Below are 16,282 nucleotides of genomic sequence, written 5' to 3'. Positions count from 1 at the left end.
ATAGTGGCTAAAGAGGCAGGGGAAAATGAAGGGTTTGCTTTTTCATACTACGGAAATAGGAAAACTGGCTATTGCTGGAAATGATAAATTTATAACTAATTTTTATTTTGCAGGTGAAGCAATTCCTGACAATTTTCAAGAAACGCACTTTCCATTACTTGAGGAAGCAGCTTTTCAATTAGATGAGTACCTGACAGGAAGGAGAAAATATTTCACTTTACCCCTTAGACCGGAAGGAACTCCGTTTATGCAGAAGGTTTGGGAATATTTGCTTACGGTACCTTATGGTGAGATTGTAAGTTATAAAGATGTAGCTGTAAGTATTGGCAAGCCAGACGCTTATCGTGCGGTAGCCCTGGCTTGCCAGAAAAATCCAATACCTATATTCATACCCTGCCATAGAGTCATTAAAAATAATGGGGATTTAGGCGGATATAAAGGTGGGGCAAGCATTAAAAAGAAACTTATCGCACTGGAATATATAAACAGTTTATAATAAATGAATTTTTTTATTGCCCTTATACCCTATACTGGTATATACTAAAGCTAAAGGATACTTAATTTTTATGAGGGGAGGAGATATTTATATGCCTAAAACCGAAGAATTAAAAAAAATTCTTGGCGAAGGCTGGGAAAAAAGGATAAGTTTTGATGAGCTGGAGCGCAAGATCTATGCACATGATATGGGAGTTTTGCCTTCCATGGTAAAGCCTCTGGTAGGCAATCCAATACCAGATGCTATAGTACAGCCAGTAAATGAAGAAGAGCTGATAAAACTGGTTCATATAGCTAAAGAGAATAATATTAAACTGGTTCCCCGGGGTAAGGCTACCTCTGGATATGGAGGGGTACTGCCTGTTGAAGGCGGACTGGTAGTGGAATTTAACCGTATGCGGAAAATAATAAATATCGATGTTGAAAACCGCACCGCTACGGTAGAAGCAGGAGTAGTATGGAAAGAACTGGAATACCACCTTAATCAGAAAGGGCTTACTTTAGCCCTTTATCCTACAAGTGCACCTTCATCTACGGTAGGAGGATGGCTGGCTCAGGGAGGAGCAGGAATAGGCAGTTATGAATTTGGTTATTTTATTGAAAATGTTGTTTCTGCCCGCGTAGTACTTCCCAATGGTGAGGTGCGGGAATTTACAGGCAAGGAATTGGAAGTAATAGGTGATGCCAATGGAATAACCGGTTTTATTACCAGGTTAACTATAAGGGTAAAACCGCTTAAGCCTATGCATGTAACTGCTGTAGCTTTTGATAATATTTCTGATATGGCTTCTTTTATGAACGGTTTATATCATCGAAAAGTTATGCTCTGGTCGGTAAGCTTTATAAATCCGGATGCTGCTCGCATGAAAAATAAACTCCCTCCTCATCTGCATCATGGAAAGCCTGTTCTGGATGAACACCGCATTGTAATCCCGGAAAAATATATCGCACTTCTGGCTTGCACAAGTGACCGCTGCGATTTGATAATGCAGGATGTAATGGAACTTATCAAACAAAATGGTGGGGAAAAGCTGAGTGATGAAATTGCTGAACATGAATGGAATGCGCGTTTTGAACCGATGCGCGCCAAGCGGATTGCTCCTTCCCTTATTCCCAGTGAAGTAGTTATACCAGCTGAAAAACTGGAAACTTTTATTAATGAGGTAAACAGGAAAATAAAACATCCTTTTATTGTCGAAGGTTTTGCGATAAGTCATAGAGAGTTTGTTATTTTAGGCTTTATACCTCATGATGAAAGAAAATTCAATTTTAACCTGGCTTACTCCCTATCTATAACGGTTCTGGAGACTGCCAGAGAGCTGGGGGGAAGGCCTTATGCCACTGGACTCTATTTAAGCGGTTTTGCTGCAGAAGTACTGGGTAAAGAGAGAGTGGAAAAATTAAAAGAATTTAAAAGGAGCATTGATCCTGAAAATATAATGAATCCGGGTAAGGTTATTGATGGCAGCCTCATTGCAGGCAGTTTAAAACTAGCCAGTGCTTTTGAACCTTTAATAAGGATTTTTGGCAATTGGGCAAAAGGCAGGGAAGCAGGGGAGGTTTTTGAGGAGAAAAAGGGTATACCCGGTGATATTGTCTGGTATGCCTATGCCTGTTCCCAGTGTGGTTATTGTGTTGATGAATGTGAACAGTATTATGGACGCGGTTTTGAGTCCCAGTCTCCCCGGGGAAAATGGACTTTCTTAAAACTTTATCTAGAAGGGGAAGTAGATTGGAACCAGAAAGCAGTAGATAATTTTCTGGCCTGTACTACCTGTGAATTATGCAACCGGACCTGCCAGCTTGATCTTCCCAATGAATCTTCCTGGCTTAAGCTGCGCAGGATTCTGGTAGATGGAAAAGGATACCGCACCTTCCCGCCTTTTGAAATCATGGTCAATACCATGCGCCAGCAGGGAAACATATGGGGAAGTTATGCCAAGGACCGCGACCAATGGATGACTGATGAAATAAGGGGTTTCGTAAAAGATAAGGCAGAATATGCTTTTTTCCCTGGCTGTACTTCTTCATTTGTCGAACAGGATGTGGCTCAATCAGCAGCTTATCTTTTACATGAGGCCGGTATAGATTTTACATATATCGGAAAAGAGGAGCAATGCTGCGGAATTCCCATGCTGGTCGCTGGAAGATATGAAGTGTTTGAGGAAACAGCAGCCAAAAATATTGCTAATATGCGCAAGACAGGGGCCAAGAAAATAATAACTACCTGTCCTGCCTGCTGGCTCGTGTGGGAAGTATATTACCGGCACTGGGCGGAAGAAAAAGGAATGGAATATGAGTTTCAGGCTATGCATTATGCAGATGTACTGGCTGAAAAAATTGAAAAAGGAGAATTTAAACTATCCGGTAATATAAACCGCAATGTGACTTACCATGATCCATGTCACATGGGAAGAGCTGGAGTTCGTTTCGAAGGCCCCCGCACCCTCATAAATGCTATACCAGGCAGTAATTTTAGAGAAATGAGGTTTAACCGTTATGAAGCCCATTGCTGCGGTGCAGTTTTAAGCCTGGTAGCTGATCCTGATGTAGCTGAGGAATTAGGGGCCATGCGGCTCAAAGAAGCTTTAGATGTAGGGGCTGATACTATAATTACTGCCTGCCCGTGCTGCAGGGTACAGCTTAAGCGCTCCCGGGATTTAAAAAATTTACCTATCGAAATAAGGGATTTAGCTACTTTAGCTGCTGAATCTTTGGGATATAAAATAGAACCATCAGATGCTGTTATTGATGAAAAATGGACAGTTTTTGAACAGATGATACGGCTTATGACGCCCTGGGGGATGGCTGATATGATGGCGGAAATGATTCCTGACCTCATAGAGGTAATGCCTGATATGTATAAAAACATGATAAAGATGGTAATGGGTGCGCCTGACGTATTTAAGGAACCGATGCTAAAAGTAATGGAAAATTTAATGCCCACTCTTTTCCCTAAATTGATGCCGGAAATGATGCCCCAAATTATGCCCAAGATGCTGGCAAAAGTAGCTGAAAAAATCGTTATGCCTGACTATTTACAGGAACAGATGCCTGATCTAATGCCTAAGACTATGGAGGTATTAATGCCCAAGATGCTGGGAGAAATTATTCCCTATTTTATGCCCCACATGATAAATTACTTGAAACAAAATAAACAGTAACCCTCTTGCACTATTATGCTAAAAGGTATATAATAATTAGCGTCACAGATGTGCGCAGGGGAGTAGCTCAATTGGCAGAGCATCGGTCTCCAAAACCGAGGGTTGCGTGTTCGAGTCGCGTCTCCCCTGCCATTAGTAAAATAGGGCATTGTGAAATTTGGAACAAATAAAAAAGGTGTCAAAAATGAATGACACCGATGCTCTTAACTTAGCGAGACCGTTGTCCTAAAAAGGGTGAGACCGATGTCGTACCTGAAGGTATGAAATTGGCGACACCGATGCTCTAGTGTTTTTGAATTTGTTTTGCAAAAACACCCTGGGAGGACAGCGGCAGATGATAAAATTAAATAAGTTGTGCCACCTCCATAGGGATGCTTATTATTTGGTAGCGTGTGTGACTTGAGCCTGTTAACAAGTACTGGCCAAGGGCAATGGTGTAGGCATTGTTTTGTCTTCATTAAAAATCCCTAATGGAGGTTTTTTTATGGGAAGAACAGGGAAGAAGGTAAACACCAGCAGGTATGTTCCGGTATCATGGGCAGACGCCATGCAGGAGTTTGTATTCTGTAAGAAGGCTGAGGGGCGGGCACCGCGCACACTCAAGGACTATGAGTTCCACATCACGGCATTTTTCCGCAACAATGAGGAAGCGTGGCCCAGCTACGAAAAGCTGAGGCTGGCGGTACGCAGGCACTTTGCTGAAATATCCGAATTCAGCAAGGCTACCTACAACCTGAGGCGGCAGAACCTGATATTGAGCCATTCAAATTCCTCCTCTTAGAATTTTGGTTTTTTCACTTTTATTCTAACTGAGGAATTTGTTAATGGCTCCCTTTTTTTATAGGAAAACCTTTTTACACAATTATACGGATTTAACTTGTTTTTAAAGCAGCTCGATTATCAAATTTTTGCGAAAAATATGCCAAATATGACTAGAGTAATAGTTTTTTAGACCTATTTTAAATATTTTTATTATTTTAAATCATTGTTGAGAGGAAGGGGGTTATTTTATAATCAAAACAAATAAAAAATAACAGAAAGGTGGTAGATTATGGCTATTATGAAAAAACGAAAATTTGTTCTGGGGGGGGGGAAGGGAGGATTATTATATTTATAAATTATTATATTAATTAAACAGCTTATTACTCCTGGAAAACTTTTACTCTTCAGGAGTAATGAGCTTTTTTGTTTTTATGGAAGTACATTAAAGGAGGAGTTCTGGATGAATTTTCTGGATAATATGAAGCTTTCAGCCAAGCTTAGTATGGGGTTTACCATAGTTATCCTGCTCATGTTATTTCTCGGTTCTTTCTCAATCTATAATATAAAGAAATTGGATAGCCTGGATAAAGAGATGTATACGAAGATGACAGTCCCGCTGGGGGAACTGGTAAATATGGCTGACAGTTACCAGCGGATGAGGGGTAATGTAAGAGACATTATATTAAATAATGATGATCCAGCAAAGATTGCTGATTACGAAAATAGAATTATAGAAAGAAATAAAACTTTTGCCGAAAATCTGAATAGTTTTAAGACTACTATCCTCACTGAGGAAGGAGTCAGATTGGCAAAGGAGATAACCGAGTATAAAAATGAATATGACAGCCTTGTACAACAAATCATAGCTTTAGCTAAAGCGGGGAAAAGAGAAGAAGCAATAAGCCTTTACTATGGAGAAGGGGAAAAAATGCGCAAAGAGATTGAAAAAAGATTCGAACGATTAAGAGAAATGAAGATTAATATGGCGGAGAAAACGTCCCTTACCAATACACAAATAGCCAGTAAAACTGCCACTATGACCATTATTATAATCGCTGTATCTATATTTATTGCTGTTTTGGCTGGCTTTGCCATCAGCAGTTCTATAAATGTTCCTGTAAAAGCTGCTGTTGCACATGCTTACTTAATGGCTGAAGGAGATTTTAGTAAGGAAGTGCCTGGACACTTCTTAATAAGGCGGGATGAAATGGGAGAATTAGCCAGGGCTTTTGCTAATATGAATGACAGTATAAATTCCATGTTAAAAGAAGTAGCAGCTGCTTCTTCTGAAACAGGAGCTGCTAGCCAGGAACTTTCTGCTATTATAGAAGAAGTAAGTGCTCAGGGGCAAAATATAAATGCCTCTGTAGAACAGATTGCATCAGGTATGGAAGAAACTAGTGCAGCTATAGAAGAAGTAACTGCATCCAGCCATGAGGCAAACAGTAAAGTAAAAGGACTTAGAGAAAGGGCTATTAGCAGCCGGGATAAGGTAGAGGATATAGAAAAAAGAGCAGAAGAGATGAAAAAAACAGCTCAAAATTCCAGACAGACAGCGGAATCTATCTATCGTGAAAAACATCGTGATATAATGGAGGCTATAGAAGAAGCTAAAATAGTGGAAGAAATTGCCCGCATGGCTGATGTTATTTCGGAAATTGCTGGACAAACTAACCTTTTGGCTCTTAATGCCGCTATAGAAGCAGCCAGGGCTGGTGAACAGGGAAGGGGCTTTGCGGTAGTAGCTGAAGAGGTGCGCAAACTGGCAGAACATTCAGCACAAACCGCTGGCAATATCCAGCAGGTTATCAGGCAAGTAAAGACTGCGGTAGAAAGGTTAACGGCCAATGCGGAAGAAATCCTTAAATTCATCGATGATAAAGTGACTCCTGATTATGAGGTTTTAGAAATAACCGGGAAACAATATGCTGATGATGCTAATTCTGTAAGAGAAATAATAGAAGAATTTGTAAAGGAAGCTTCTCTTATTGCTGGGGCTATTGAGGAAATAAATAAGGCTATGGAGGGGATAGCAGCTGCTGTAGAAGAAGCTACTGCTTCTTCCCAGGAAATAAGCCAGAATGCTACGGAAACTGCCAGGGCCTTAGAAGAGGTGGCCAAAACTGGGCAGATGCAAGCAGAACTGGCAGAACGAATGAACAAGCTGGTAACCAGATTTAGGATATAGATAAATGTAATAAAGAAACAACGATTTGTTATGCCACCAGATATGGTGGCTTTTTGTTGCCGAAGATATTGAGGGTTACAAAAAAATTAGCTTTTTGAGAAAATAATACTAATAAGCTGTTTTTTAGCTATAATACTAATATGCTAGTAAATCATATATAATTACTAAAAATCTTATTTGAGGTGAATTTTAAATGACTAAGGTTTTGGTCCTGTATGGAGGAACTTCATCGGAACGTGAGATATCGCTTAAAAGCGGCAGAGCAGTGGCAGAAGGGCTTAAGGAGGCAGGATATAAAGTAGAGCTTTTGGATGTTAATAAAGATAATCTGGGCGAAATAGCAAAAATAAAGCCAGACGTGGTTTTTAATGCATTACACGGCAAAAACGGGGAAGATGGCAGGATTCAGGCTTATCTTGATATGCTGGAAATCCCCTATACAGGTTCCGGTATGGTCGCCAGTGTTATCGGCATGAATAAAATATTGACCAAAAAGATATTGACCTGTGAAAATATACCTACTGCCGAATATTTAGTTTTAAGAAAAGAAGACTATGAAGAAAACATGAAGCGGGCAATAGATAAACTGGGATTACCGGCTGTAGTCAAGGCAGCTACGCAGGGTTCCAGCATTGGTACTTATATCGTAAAGGATGAAGGAAATCTAAAAGCTGCTGTGATGGATGCCTTTAATTATGATAATGAGGTGCTGGTTGAGAGGTTTATAGCCGGAACCGAGGTTACCGCTGCCCTTTTGGGCAATGAAAATCCTGTAGTATTACCGATAATTGAAATAACTTCAGCCAATGAATTTTATGATTATGAATCAAAATATACTCCAGGCATGTGTCAGCATATAATTCCCGCACGCATTACCAAAGAGGCAGAAGCAAGGGTTAAAGAAATAAGCAGCAGGGTTTATAGGGCAGTTGGCTGTCGTGGTTTTGCCCGGGTTGATTTTATAGTAGACAAAAAGGACCAGCCCTGGGTTCTGGAAATAAATACCATACCCGGTATGACGGAAATGAGTTTGGTGCCTGATGCTGCCAAAGCAGCCGGCATGAGTTTTGTAGAGCTGGTGGACAGAATTGTAAAGCTTGCTTTGCAATAATTTATATAAGGTTTAAAATAGTAGAAAAATAGCCTTGAGAACAATATCTTAAGGCTATTTTTATTGTGCAAAGGAGGTAACCTGCTTTATGCGAACGGCTGAAGATTTAAAGAGGATCTTATCCCGTATTGATGGGCGGGGATATAAGGCATATAAAGAACTGGAAGGAAGCTATGATCTTGGTAACTGTTATCTCTATATAGATCATGCCCAGGCTGACCCTTTTGCTCCCATGAGCAGAACAAGGATAAGGGTACCTATGAACAAGGCCGGCTTTCCGGATTATCTTTATCAAGGAGTAAAGCTTATAGCTTTGGAAGATATTTTAGCCAGAATAATAAAAAGGGAGATAGAAAAGTTAAACCTGAAGCCATCGGGAACTGGAAACAGCGGGCTTATCTATATAGATGCAGGAGGCCAGGAGGTAATAAAGAGAACGGCAGTAAAAATAACCTCGGATTTTGTGGAAGCCAGGTTATCCATAGGACTTCCTGCTGCCGGAAGAACCATAAAAGGGAAGGAAGCTTTAAGGATTTTTAACGATGTTTTGCCATGGCTGGCGCAGAACAGCCTTTATTTTAAAGCCCTGGACAGAAATGTACTGGAAGAACATGTTAACCTCTTTGCCGATCAGGAGTATATACGGCAAAAGTTAGATGAACTGGGATTGGTGGCATTTGTCGGCAACGGTGCGGTGCTTCCAAGAAAAAGCGGCAACAGCAATCTCCCCTTGCCGGGTAAAGAAGCTGTCAAATTTCAATCTCCTCCGGATTTGCAGGTAGCTATTGATACCCCTTATCATGGGTTGATAACCGGTATGGGAATAAAAAAAGGGGTAACCCTTATAACCGGGGGAGGTTTTCACGGTAAGAGCACTCTTTTAAAAGCTCTGGAAAGAGGAGTATACAACCATATAAAAGGTGATGGCCGGGAATGGGTAATAACAACCGGAGATGCAGTAAAAATAAGAGCGGAAGATGGCAGGAATATAGAAAAGGTTGACATAAGTTGTTTTATTGACAACCTACCTTTTAATAAAGATACCAAAACTTTTTCTACCGAAAATGCAAGCGGCAGTACCTCCCAGGCTGCCAATATTGTAGAAGCATTGGAGATAGGAGCCAAGCTTTTGCTTTTGGATGAGGATACCAGTGCCACCAATTTTATGATAAGGGATGAACGTATGCAAAGGCTTATTGCCAAGGAAAAAGAACCTATAACCCCTTTTATAGACCGGGTAAGGCAGCTGTATGAGGAACTTGGGGTTTCCAGCATTCTGGTTATTGGAGGTTCAGGAGATTACCTGGAAGTTGCTGATACTGTTATTATGCTTGACAGTTACCGTGTATGCAATGTGACAGATAAAGCAAAAAAAATAGTGCATGAAATACCAGGTCAGCGACTGGTGGAACAAAAAGGCAGGCTGTATATAAATGCACATAGAATTATAAAAAAGGATACTTTTAATGCCAGCAAAAACAGAAAGATGAAGGTAACCGCAAAGGGAATTAATACGGTGCTTTACGGCAAGACGGCAATTGATTTGTCTGCAGTGGAGCAACTGGTAGATGCAGGCCAAACCAGGGCTATTGCTGATTTACTGGTTTATATGCAGCGGTATGTTGATAATAGCCGAAGTTTAAAAGATATCATTGATAAAATATACAAAGATATGCATGCGGATTTTGAGGTTATATCACCTTTTGCTCCTGGACAGCATCCGGGAGATCTGGTCTGGGTGCGTCCCTATGAACTGGCTGCTGCTCTGAATCGGATGCGCACCCTGCAGGTAAAATAGTTTTTTTACGGATATTGAGTTTATCTGCTATAATAGACTTTAAATAATCAGGGGAGACGAGAAAGCGCGATGGACAAGAAGCTGGAGGAAATAAGGGAAAAAGTTAAAAACGGTATACGGTTGACCAAAGAAGATGGATTGTATCTCTATAACTCATCTGATCTCCTGTCTATTGGGCAAATAGCCAAAGAGAAAAAAAAGCAGGTATCGGGAGATTATGTTTTTTTTAATGTCAACTGCCATATTAACTTGACCAATATATGTGTTTCCAAATGCAAATTTTGTGCCTTTGGGGTTGATGAAAATGCGCCTCGGCCCTATGCTATGACTCCTGAACAGGTATTTGATTACGCAGCAAAAGCGATGAACCAGAATATAACTGAATTTCACATAGTAAGCGCTTTAAACCCCAAACTTACTCTGGATTATTATATTGAAGTAATAAGCGGGCTTAAGAAAGCATATCCGCATGTTCTCATCCAGGCATTGACAGCGGTAGAAATTGTCTATTTAGCCAGCATAAGCAGCCTTTCTGTGGGAGAAGTTCTGCAAGCCTTAAAAAATGCAGGTCTAGACGCTATTCCTGGTGGAGGAGCAGAGATCCTTGATGACAGAATAAGGAAAGAACTTTGCCCGCGCAAGGCAAATTCTGAGGAATGGCTCCAGGTACACCGCATAGCTCATCAGCTGGGGATTAAAACGAACTGTACGATGCTTTTTGGCCATATCGAGACTTATGAGGACAGGATAAACCATCTGCTGAAACTGCGGGAACTGCAGGATGAAGCTCCAGGTTTTAAAGCTTTTATACCACTGCCATTTCTGCCTGAAAATACGGGACTTGCACATCTTAACAAAACCAGCTCCCTGGATGAGCTGAAAACGATAGCTATATCAAGGCTCATGCTCGACAATATTGAACATGTAAAAGCCTTCTGGATTATGCTGGGGCTTCCTGTAGCGCAAATAGCCCTTGAGTTTGGAGCAGATGACCTGGATGGCACGATTATAGAAGAAAAAATCATGCATGCAGCAGGAGCTAAAACAGATAAAGGCATTCCTAAAGAAAAAATTATAAGCCTTATAAAAGAAGCCGGTTATATTCCAGCTGAACGTGACACAGTCTACAACATTATCAGAACCTATTGATATAGCAGGGACAGGGGAGAGGGATAAAATGCGGCCGCGGGTAGGACACATTCAGTTTATCAATTGTTTTCCCCTTTTTTATGGGCTTATTGAAAAAAAGTTTTTGCTGGAAATAGACTTGATAAAAGGTAATCCGACTGACCTGAACCGTATGTTAAAAGAAGGGGAGCTGGACCTGGCTCCTATTTCTTCAATCGCTTATGCCCAGAATTATGAGGAATATGTTTTGATGCCGGATATATCAATAAGCTGTGATGGAGAGGTTAAGAGTATCTATCTTTTTTCCAAAATTCCTATCGAAGAACTGGATGGGAAAAAGATTGCTTTGAGCAATATATCGGCAACTTCTGTAAATCTCCTGTATGTACTTATGCATTTTTTCTATAAAATCAAACCCCAATATTTTATTTCCGCTCCAGAACTGGGAGCCATGCTTTTGGAAGCAGAAGCTGCTCTGCTTATAGGTGACGATGCGTTAAGGGCCAAATATAAACAGGAAAAAAGGCTTTTTGTATATGATCTGGGCAAATTGTGGAAAGATAAAACAGGTTTGCCTATGGTTTTTGCAGTATGGGCAGTAAGGGAAGAGTTTGCCCTAAAAAATCCGAAAACCGTGGAGATTATTAAAGATACCTTTGTTGATTCTATAAGCTTAAGCCTTGAAAATATTGAAGATGTAGCAGCCAAAGCTGCTTACTGGGAAGACTTCACTACCCAGTATCTAGTAGACTACTTTAAAAGTCTGCGTTTTGATTTTGATAAATCAAAACAGGAAGGGCTTCTTGAATACTACCGTTATGCCAAAGAATTGGGGATTTTAAGAGAGGTTCCCCCTTTAAAAATACTTGACATATAAGGTGGGAGAGGATAGCTTTGCAGGTTGATAGATTGCTGAAAGATATTCTGGCTGGAAAACGCATGACTGATGAAGAATTTGTCTTTCTCTGGCAGGAAGCTGATTTTCTCTCTCTGGGCAAGGCAGCAGATGAAATGCGCAAAAAGATATTTGGCAATGATATGGCCACTTTTATAATTGACCGCAACATAAACTATACCAACATCTGCAGCTGCCAGTGCAGATTTTGCGCATTTTACCGCACCTCTGAGGACAAAGACGCTTATGTTATCGATAAAGATACCTTATTTGACAAGATTGAAGAGGCCATTGACCTGGGAGCAACCCAGCTTATGATACAGGGAGGGCTTAATGAAGCGCTTGATATAACTTTCTTTGAAGATATGTTTAAAGATATAAAATCACGCTATGACATAACTCTTCACTCCCTGAGTGCTCCCGAAGTGGCATTCATCGCTAAAATATCTGGACTAAGCATAAAAGAAACCCTCTTACGCCTTAAAAATGCCGGGCTTGATTCACTCCCGGGCGGGGGAGCGGAAATACTGCATGATGATATAAGAAGGGAAATAAGCCCGAATAAAATAGGTACTGAGGAATGGCTTAATATAATGGAAGCTGCTCACGAAATAGGGCTTGAGTCGACAGCTACCATGATGATGGGAAGTATTGAAAAATTGGAACATCAGCTTTACCATTTGAAAAAAATAAGGGATCTGCAGGATAAAACCGGTGGTTTCAGGGCTTTTATTGTTTGGACCTATCAGCCCGGGAATAACAGGCTTATGGGGGACAAAATATCTTCCCTTTACTATCTTCGTTTTTTGGCCTTATCGCGTCTTTACCTCGATAATTTTAAACATATACAGGGGTCCTGGGTTACACAAGGAAAGGAAATAGGACAGCTTTCTCTTCTTTTTGGAGCTGATGATCTGGGAAGCATAATGATTGAAGAAAATGTCGTAAGGGCAGCCGGCACGGCCTATAAAATGAAAAAAGAAGAAATGATTTCCCTCATTCGTTTGGCAGGAAGGATTCCGGCACAAAGAGATACATCTTACAATATACTGCAAATTTTCTAAAAAAATAAAGCGGGGCGATTGCAATGTATGTACCAGCAGCAGATTTTGCTTTTATAGGAGGTTCCAGCACTTTAAGCATTGAAATACCTGAAGATTTGGGTTTGGATTATGTAGAGGTGCTTGAAACCCTGGACTTTGAAACTCCTTTTGGTACCAGTCCCCAGTTTAAGCTGTTATCTGTAAAAGGACGGGAAGGTAACCGAAAGGTTTTAACCTGTCGGATGCACGGATGGAGAAGGGGAATAAGGAGGGGGGATGCTTCCAGACAGATTTTTTGGGTATTTAAACAGGCGGGAGTTAAACGCATAATTGCTGAAGGCGGAGTAGGAGCAGTAAATCACCTTTTGAATCCGCGGGATATCGTTATACCGCATGATTATATGGATTTTTCCATGCGCAAAGATATAGGATTAGAGGACAGACACCTTCTGATTATGCGTGATGCCCTTTGTCCCCAAATGCGAAACATTTTATTTTCTATAGCCAGGCAAAGCTGGAAAAAGGGGAAGGTTTTCGAGCGGGGCATATACTGCAATACGGATGGAAGGCATTTTGAAAGCCCAGCAGAAGTTAACTATTACAAGATAGCAGGTGCTGACATAATAGGGCAGAGTATATGTCCGGAAGTTTATCTGGCCAGAGAAATTGGGGCCTGTTATGTCGGAATTTATCTGGTAGTAAATTATGCAGAAGGTATAGTAACCCCCTGGCAACATGAAGAGCTTAAAGATATTTTTTATACAGAAAGTGCAGAAATAGGGAGGATAATTTTTGAATTTTTAAGGGCTCTTCCATTAGATGCCGACTGTCAGTGTGCTCAGCTTAGGAAGGAAACACTCCTAAAATCCGTTTATTAACAAATTTTTTTCAGGAGGTAAGCATGGCGCAAAATAATAAAAGTACATTAAAACTTATAATTTTCCTGGTCCTTTTGGGAGGAATATCGCTTTTCCTTCACCTGTATGCGGATTTTCTGTGGTTTAAGTCAGTAAATTATGCGTCTGTCTTTACTACCATACTGGTTAACAAGATCGGTTTATATGCAATTGTTTTTCTTTTTGTTTTCCTGCTTTGTTATATAAACCTGGTTTTTACACGCAAAAATATAGGAGTAACCTATGATGATTACGAAGATGATCCCACGGTAATCTACCTGGATGAAGAAAGGCACAAATCCCCCTGGCTGGAATTTTTAAAAGGCAAATATGCCAAATGGATATTTATAGTAATCAGCCTCTTGATTGCTCTGGTTATAAGCTCTTCTGTTGCAGACAAATGGATTATAGTGCAGCAGTATATAAATAAAGTGCCATTTAACATAAAAGATCCCATTTTCAACAAAGATTTAAGTTTTTATTTCTTTAATCTGGCCTTTTATCAATTTATATATGGAATATTGATGTCTGCTTTGGTTCTCATAACTATTGTGGTAGGAGTCATATACCTCTTTAATGCCTCTTCCAACATAATATTTGGTGACTGGCGGCAGTTTACCTTTGCCAAAGGTCATATGGCCACTCTTTTTGCGGCAATATTTGCTCTGCAGGCCTTTAAATACAAGCTTGCTTCCTATGAAATCCTATTTTCGCCTGGTGGAATAGTATTTGGAGCTACCTATACGGATGTTTATGCACGTTTAATTTCTTATAAGGCCCTGGTATTCGTTTCTCTTATAATAGCAGCTGTAATTCTTCTTAATATATTCATAAAACGCGTAAACTGGATTGTAGGAAGTATTGCTTTATGGCTGGTAATCGTTCTGGTCTTAAGCGGGATTTATCCAGGCCTTTTACAAAAATTTGTGGTACAGCCGAATGAATTTAATAAAGAAAAGAAGTATATTGAAAATGCTATCAAATACACCAGACAGGCTTATGCACTGGATAAAGCGGTAAATAAAAATTTTGCCATTAACTATAATCTGGATATAAATAATGAAAATGATGCACCTACTATACGAAATATACGCCTGTGGGACTGGCAGCCTCTTATAACAACTTATAAAAGTCTGCAGGAACTGCGTCCTTACTATGTGTTTAATGATGTAGACATTGACCGTTATATTATAGATGGCAAATACCGTCAGGTTATGCTGGCAGCACGTGAGATTGACCCCGGAGGACTTCCCGAAAATGCCCGTACCTGGATAAATGAAAGGCTTATGTATACTCATGGCTATGGATTAGTGGTAAGCCCAGTAAATGAAGTTGCTGAAGAAGGATTTCCGAGGTTTTTTATTAAAGATATTCCCCCGGCCTTTACTTCAGATTTAAAGGTGAAAAGGCCAGAGATTTACTTTGGAGAGCTTACCAATTCCTATGTTATTGTAAACACCAAACAGAAGGAATTTGACTACCCTATGGGAGAAACTAATGTTTACTGCTATTATCAGGGCAAAAATGGCATAAAACTAGATTCCCTGGGCAAAAAGCTTATGTTTGCCTGGGTACTCAAGGATTATAAAATACTGCTTTCTTCCGACATAACCAGAGAAAGCCAGGTACTAATGAACCGCAATATAATCGAGAGGGTAGAAAAAATTGCCCCCTATCTGGCTTTTGACGATGATCCTTATATAGTCATAAATAGAGAAAACGGCAAACTATACTGGATAATCGATGCTTATACCTATTCTGACAAGTATCCTTATTCACAGCCTTTTGATAACCGGGGTAATAATTATGTGCGCAATGCAGTAAAAGTGGTAGTAGATGCCTATACAGGAGAAATGGATTTTTATATTGCTGATGAATCTGATCCTGTTATTAAAACTTACAGCCAAATATTCCCGGGAGTATTTAAACCTTTAGAACAGATGCCAGCAGAACTTAAGAACCATATAAGATATCCAGCCTGGTTATTTACTATTCAGGCTAAGATGTATCAGACTTTCCACATGACTGATCCTAATGTTTTTTACAACAAAGAAGATCTGTGGCTCATTCCTACAGAAATTGTGGGCGATAAGCCGGTAGAGATGGAACCGTATTATATAATAATGAGGCTGCCTGAAGAAACGAAGGAAGAATATATCCTGATGCTTCCTTTTACTCCCAAAAATCGCCCGAATATGATTGCCTGGATGTGTGTGCGTATAGATGGGGACAATTACGGTAAGATGCTGGTTTACAATTTCCCCAAACAGGAAACGATATATGGTCCCAATCAGCTTGAATCCAGAATAAATCAGGACACTTACATTTCCCAGCAGATAAGTCTGTGGGATCAGAGAGGTTCCAATGTTTATAGGGGTAATCTTCTGGTTATACCAATTCAGAATTCTATCCTCTATGTAGAACCTCTTTACCTGCAGGCGGAAAATGGAAAGATACCTGAATTGAAACGTGTTATTGTAGCTTTTGAAAACCGAATAGTAATGGAACCTACCCTGGAGCAGGCATTAGTAAAATTATTCGGTGAAAAAGCTGCCCTTCCTGAAGAAACCAAAGAAGCTCCAGCAGGTAGCATGGAGGAAAAGGGAGATTTAAGGGAATTAGCTAGAATGGCACGACAGTACTATGATCAGGCCAACAGGCTTTTGCAGCAGGGTGACTGGGCTGGCTATGGAGAAAATATAAAGAAACTGGAAGAAGTCTTAAGACAGATGGAAGAAGCCAGGTAGACTGGCTTCTTCCGTGGATAACATATAATACTTTAATATTTCTGGGGGGAAAAAA

General features: G+C 40.2%; 11 protein-coding genes and 1 tRNA gene. All 12 read left to right on the top strand.

The annotated features are described in order from the left end of the window. Positions 1–25 precede the first annotated feature (25 nt). The 12 genes from ACZ42E_RS05410 (at position 26) to ACZ42E_RS05355 (ending at position 16,227) form a co-directional block, all read left to right on the top strand. Entirely contained in the window at positions 26–496 is a 471-nt protein-coding gene (locus ACZ42E_RS05410; protein WP_464893427.1) for a methylated-DNA--[protein]-cysteine S-methyltransferase, read from the top strand. Positions 497–587: 91 nt separating this feature from the next. After that, complete coding sequence (locus ACZ42E_RS05405; protein WP_464893426.1) at positions 588–3,659, top strand: FAD-binding protein; 3,072 nt, start codon at positions 588–590, stop codon at positions 3,657–3,659. 56 nt (positions 3,660–3,715) lie between these two features. Then, positions 3,716–3,791: transfer RNA gene (locus ACZ42E_RS05400), tRNA-Trp, on the top strand. A 352-nt stretch (positions 3,792–4,143) separates the two neighbouring features. Beyond that, the gene (locus tag ACZ42E_RS05395) at positions 4,144–4,440 is read left to right on the top strand and encodes a hypothetical protein (protein ID WP_464893425.1); all 297 of its coding nucleotides are present in this window, start codon (positions 4,144–4,146) and stop codon (positions 4,438–4,440) included. 441 nt (positions 4,441–4,881) lie between these two features. Continuing rightward, on the top strand, positions 4,882–6,609 hold the full coding sequence (locus ACZ42E_RS05390) for a methyl-accepting chemotaxis protein (protein ID WP_464893424.1): 1,728 nt from the start codon (positions 4,882–4,884) through the stop codon (positions 6,607–6,609). A 193-nt stretch (positions 6,610–6,802) separates the two neighbouring features. Further along, on the top strand, positions 6,803–7,720 hold the full coding sequence (locus ACZ42E_RS05385; protein WP_464893423.1) for a D-alanine--D-alanine ligase: 918 nt from the start codon (positions 6,803–6,805) through the stop codon (positions 7,718–7,720). 88 nt (positions 7,721–7,808) lie between these two features. After that, complete coding sequence (locus ACZ42E_RS05380; protein ID WP_464893422.1) at positions 7,809–9,518, top strand: ABC-ATPase domain-containing protein; 1,710 nt, start codon at positions 7,809–7,811, stop codon at positions 9,516–9,518. A gap of 69 nt (positions 9,519–9,587) precedes the next feature. Next, the gene (gene mqnE / locus ACZ42E_RS05375; RefSeq protein ID WP_464893421.1) at positions 9,588–10,667 is read left to right on the top strand and encodes an aminofutalosine synthase MqnE; all 1,080 of its coding nucleotides are present in this window, start codon (positions 9,588–9,590) and stop codon (positions 10,665–10,667) included. A 28-nt stretch (positions 10,668–10,695) separates the two neighbouring features. Then, complete coding sequence (locus ACZ42E_RS05370) at positions 10,696–11,523, top strand: menaquinone biosynthetic enzyme MqnA/MqnD family protein (RefSeq protein WP_464893420.1); 828 nt, start codon at positions 10,696–10,698, stop codon at positions 11,521–11,523. Between the two features lie 17 nt (positions 11,524–11,540). Then, a complete protein-coding gene (gene mqnC, locus ACZ42E_RS05365; protein WP_464893419.1) occupies positions 11,541–12,605 on the top strand; it encodes a cyclic dehypoxanthinyl futalosine synthase in 1,065 nt (354 codons plus the stop codon). Between the two features lie 23 nt (positions 12,606–12,628). Continuing rightward, a complete protein-coding gene (locus ACZ42E_RS05360) occupies positions 12,629–13,462 on the top strand; it encodes a phosphorylase family protein (protein WP_464893418.1) in 834 nt (277 codons plus the stop codon). A gap of 23 nt (positions 13,463–13,485) precedes the next feature. Further along, complete coding sequence (locus tag ACZ42E_RS05355; RefSeq protein ID WP_464893417.1) at positions 13,486–16,227, top strand: UPF0182 family membrane protein; 2,742 nt, start codon at positions 13,486–13,488, stop codon at positions 16,225–16,227. The last annotated feature ends 55 nt before the right edge of the window (positions 16,228–16,282 follow it).

Source organism: Thermosyntropha tengcongensis (assembly GCF_055381335.1).
The sequence above is the reverse complement of the archived record's forward strand: the minus strand, read 5'-3'. Positions and strand labels throughout refer to the sequence as shown.

What these genes read in the sequence shown, in the direction of transcription:
- ACZ42E_RS05360 (WP_464893418.1), top strand. Translation starts at nt 12,629, where the DNA reads ATGTATGTACCAGCAGCAGATTTTGCTTTTATAGGAGGTTCCAGCACT.
- ACZ42E_RS05355 (WP_464893417.1), top strand. Translation starts at nt 13,486, where the DNA reads ATGGCGCAAAATAATAAAAGTACATTAAAACTTATAATTTTCCTGGTC.
- ACZ42E_RS05405 (WP_464893426.1), top strand. Translation starts at nt 588, where the DNA reads ATGCCTAAAACCGAAGAATTAAAAAAAATTCTTGGCGAAGGCTGGGAA.
- mqnE (WP_464893421.1), top strand. Translation starts at nt 9,588, where the DNA reads ATGGACAAGAAGCTGGAGGAAATAAGGGAAAAAGTTAAAAACGGTATA.
- ACZ42E_RS05390 (WP_464893424.1), top strand. Translation starts at nt 4,882, where the DNA reads ATGAATTTTCTGGATAATATGAAGCTTTCAGCCAAGCTTAGTATGGGG.
- ACZ42E_RS05385 (WP_464893423.1), top strand. Translation starts at nt 6,803, where the DNA reads ATGACTAAGGTTTTGGTCCTGTATGGAGGAACTTCATCGGAACGTGAG.
- ACZ42E_RS05370 (WP_464893420.1), top strand. Translation starts at nt 10,696, where the DNA reads ATGCGGCCGCGGGTAGGACACATTCAGTTTATCAATTGTTTTCCCCTT.
- ACZ42E_RS05380 (WP_464893422.1), top strand. Translation starts at nt 7,809, where the DNA reads ATGCGAACGGCTGAAGATTTAAAGAGGATCTTATCCCGTATTGATGGG.
- ACZ42E_RS05395 (WP_464893425.1), top strand. Translation starts at nt 4,144, where the DNA reads ATGGGAAGAACAGGGAAGAAGGTAAACACCAGCAGGTATGTTCCGGTA.
- ACZ42E_RS05410 (WP_464893427.1), top strand. Translation starts at nt 26, where the DNA reads ATGAAGGGTTTGCTTTTTCATACTACGGAAATAGGAAAACTGGCTATT.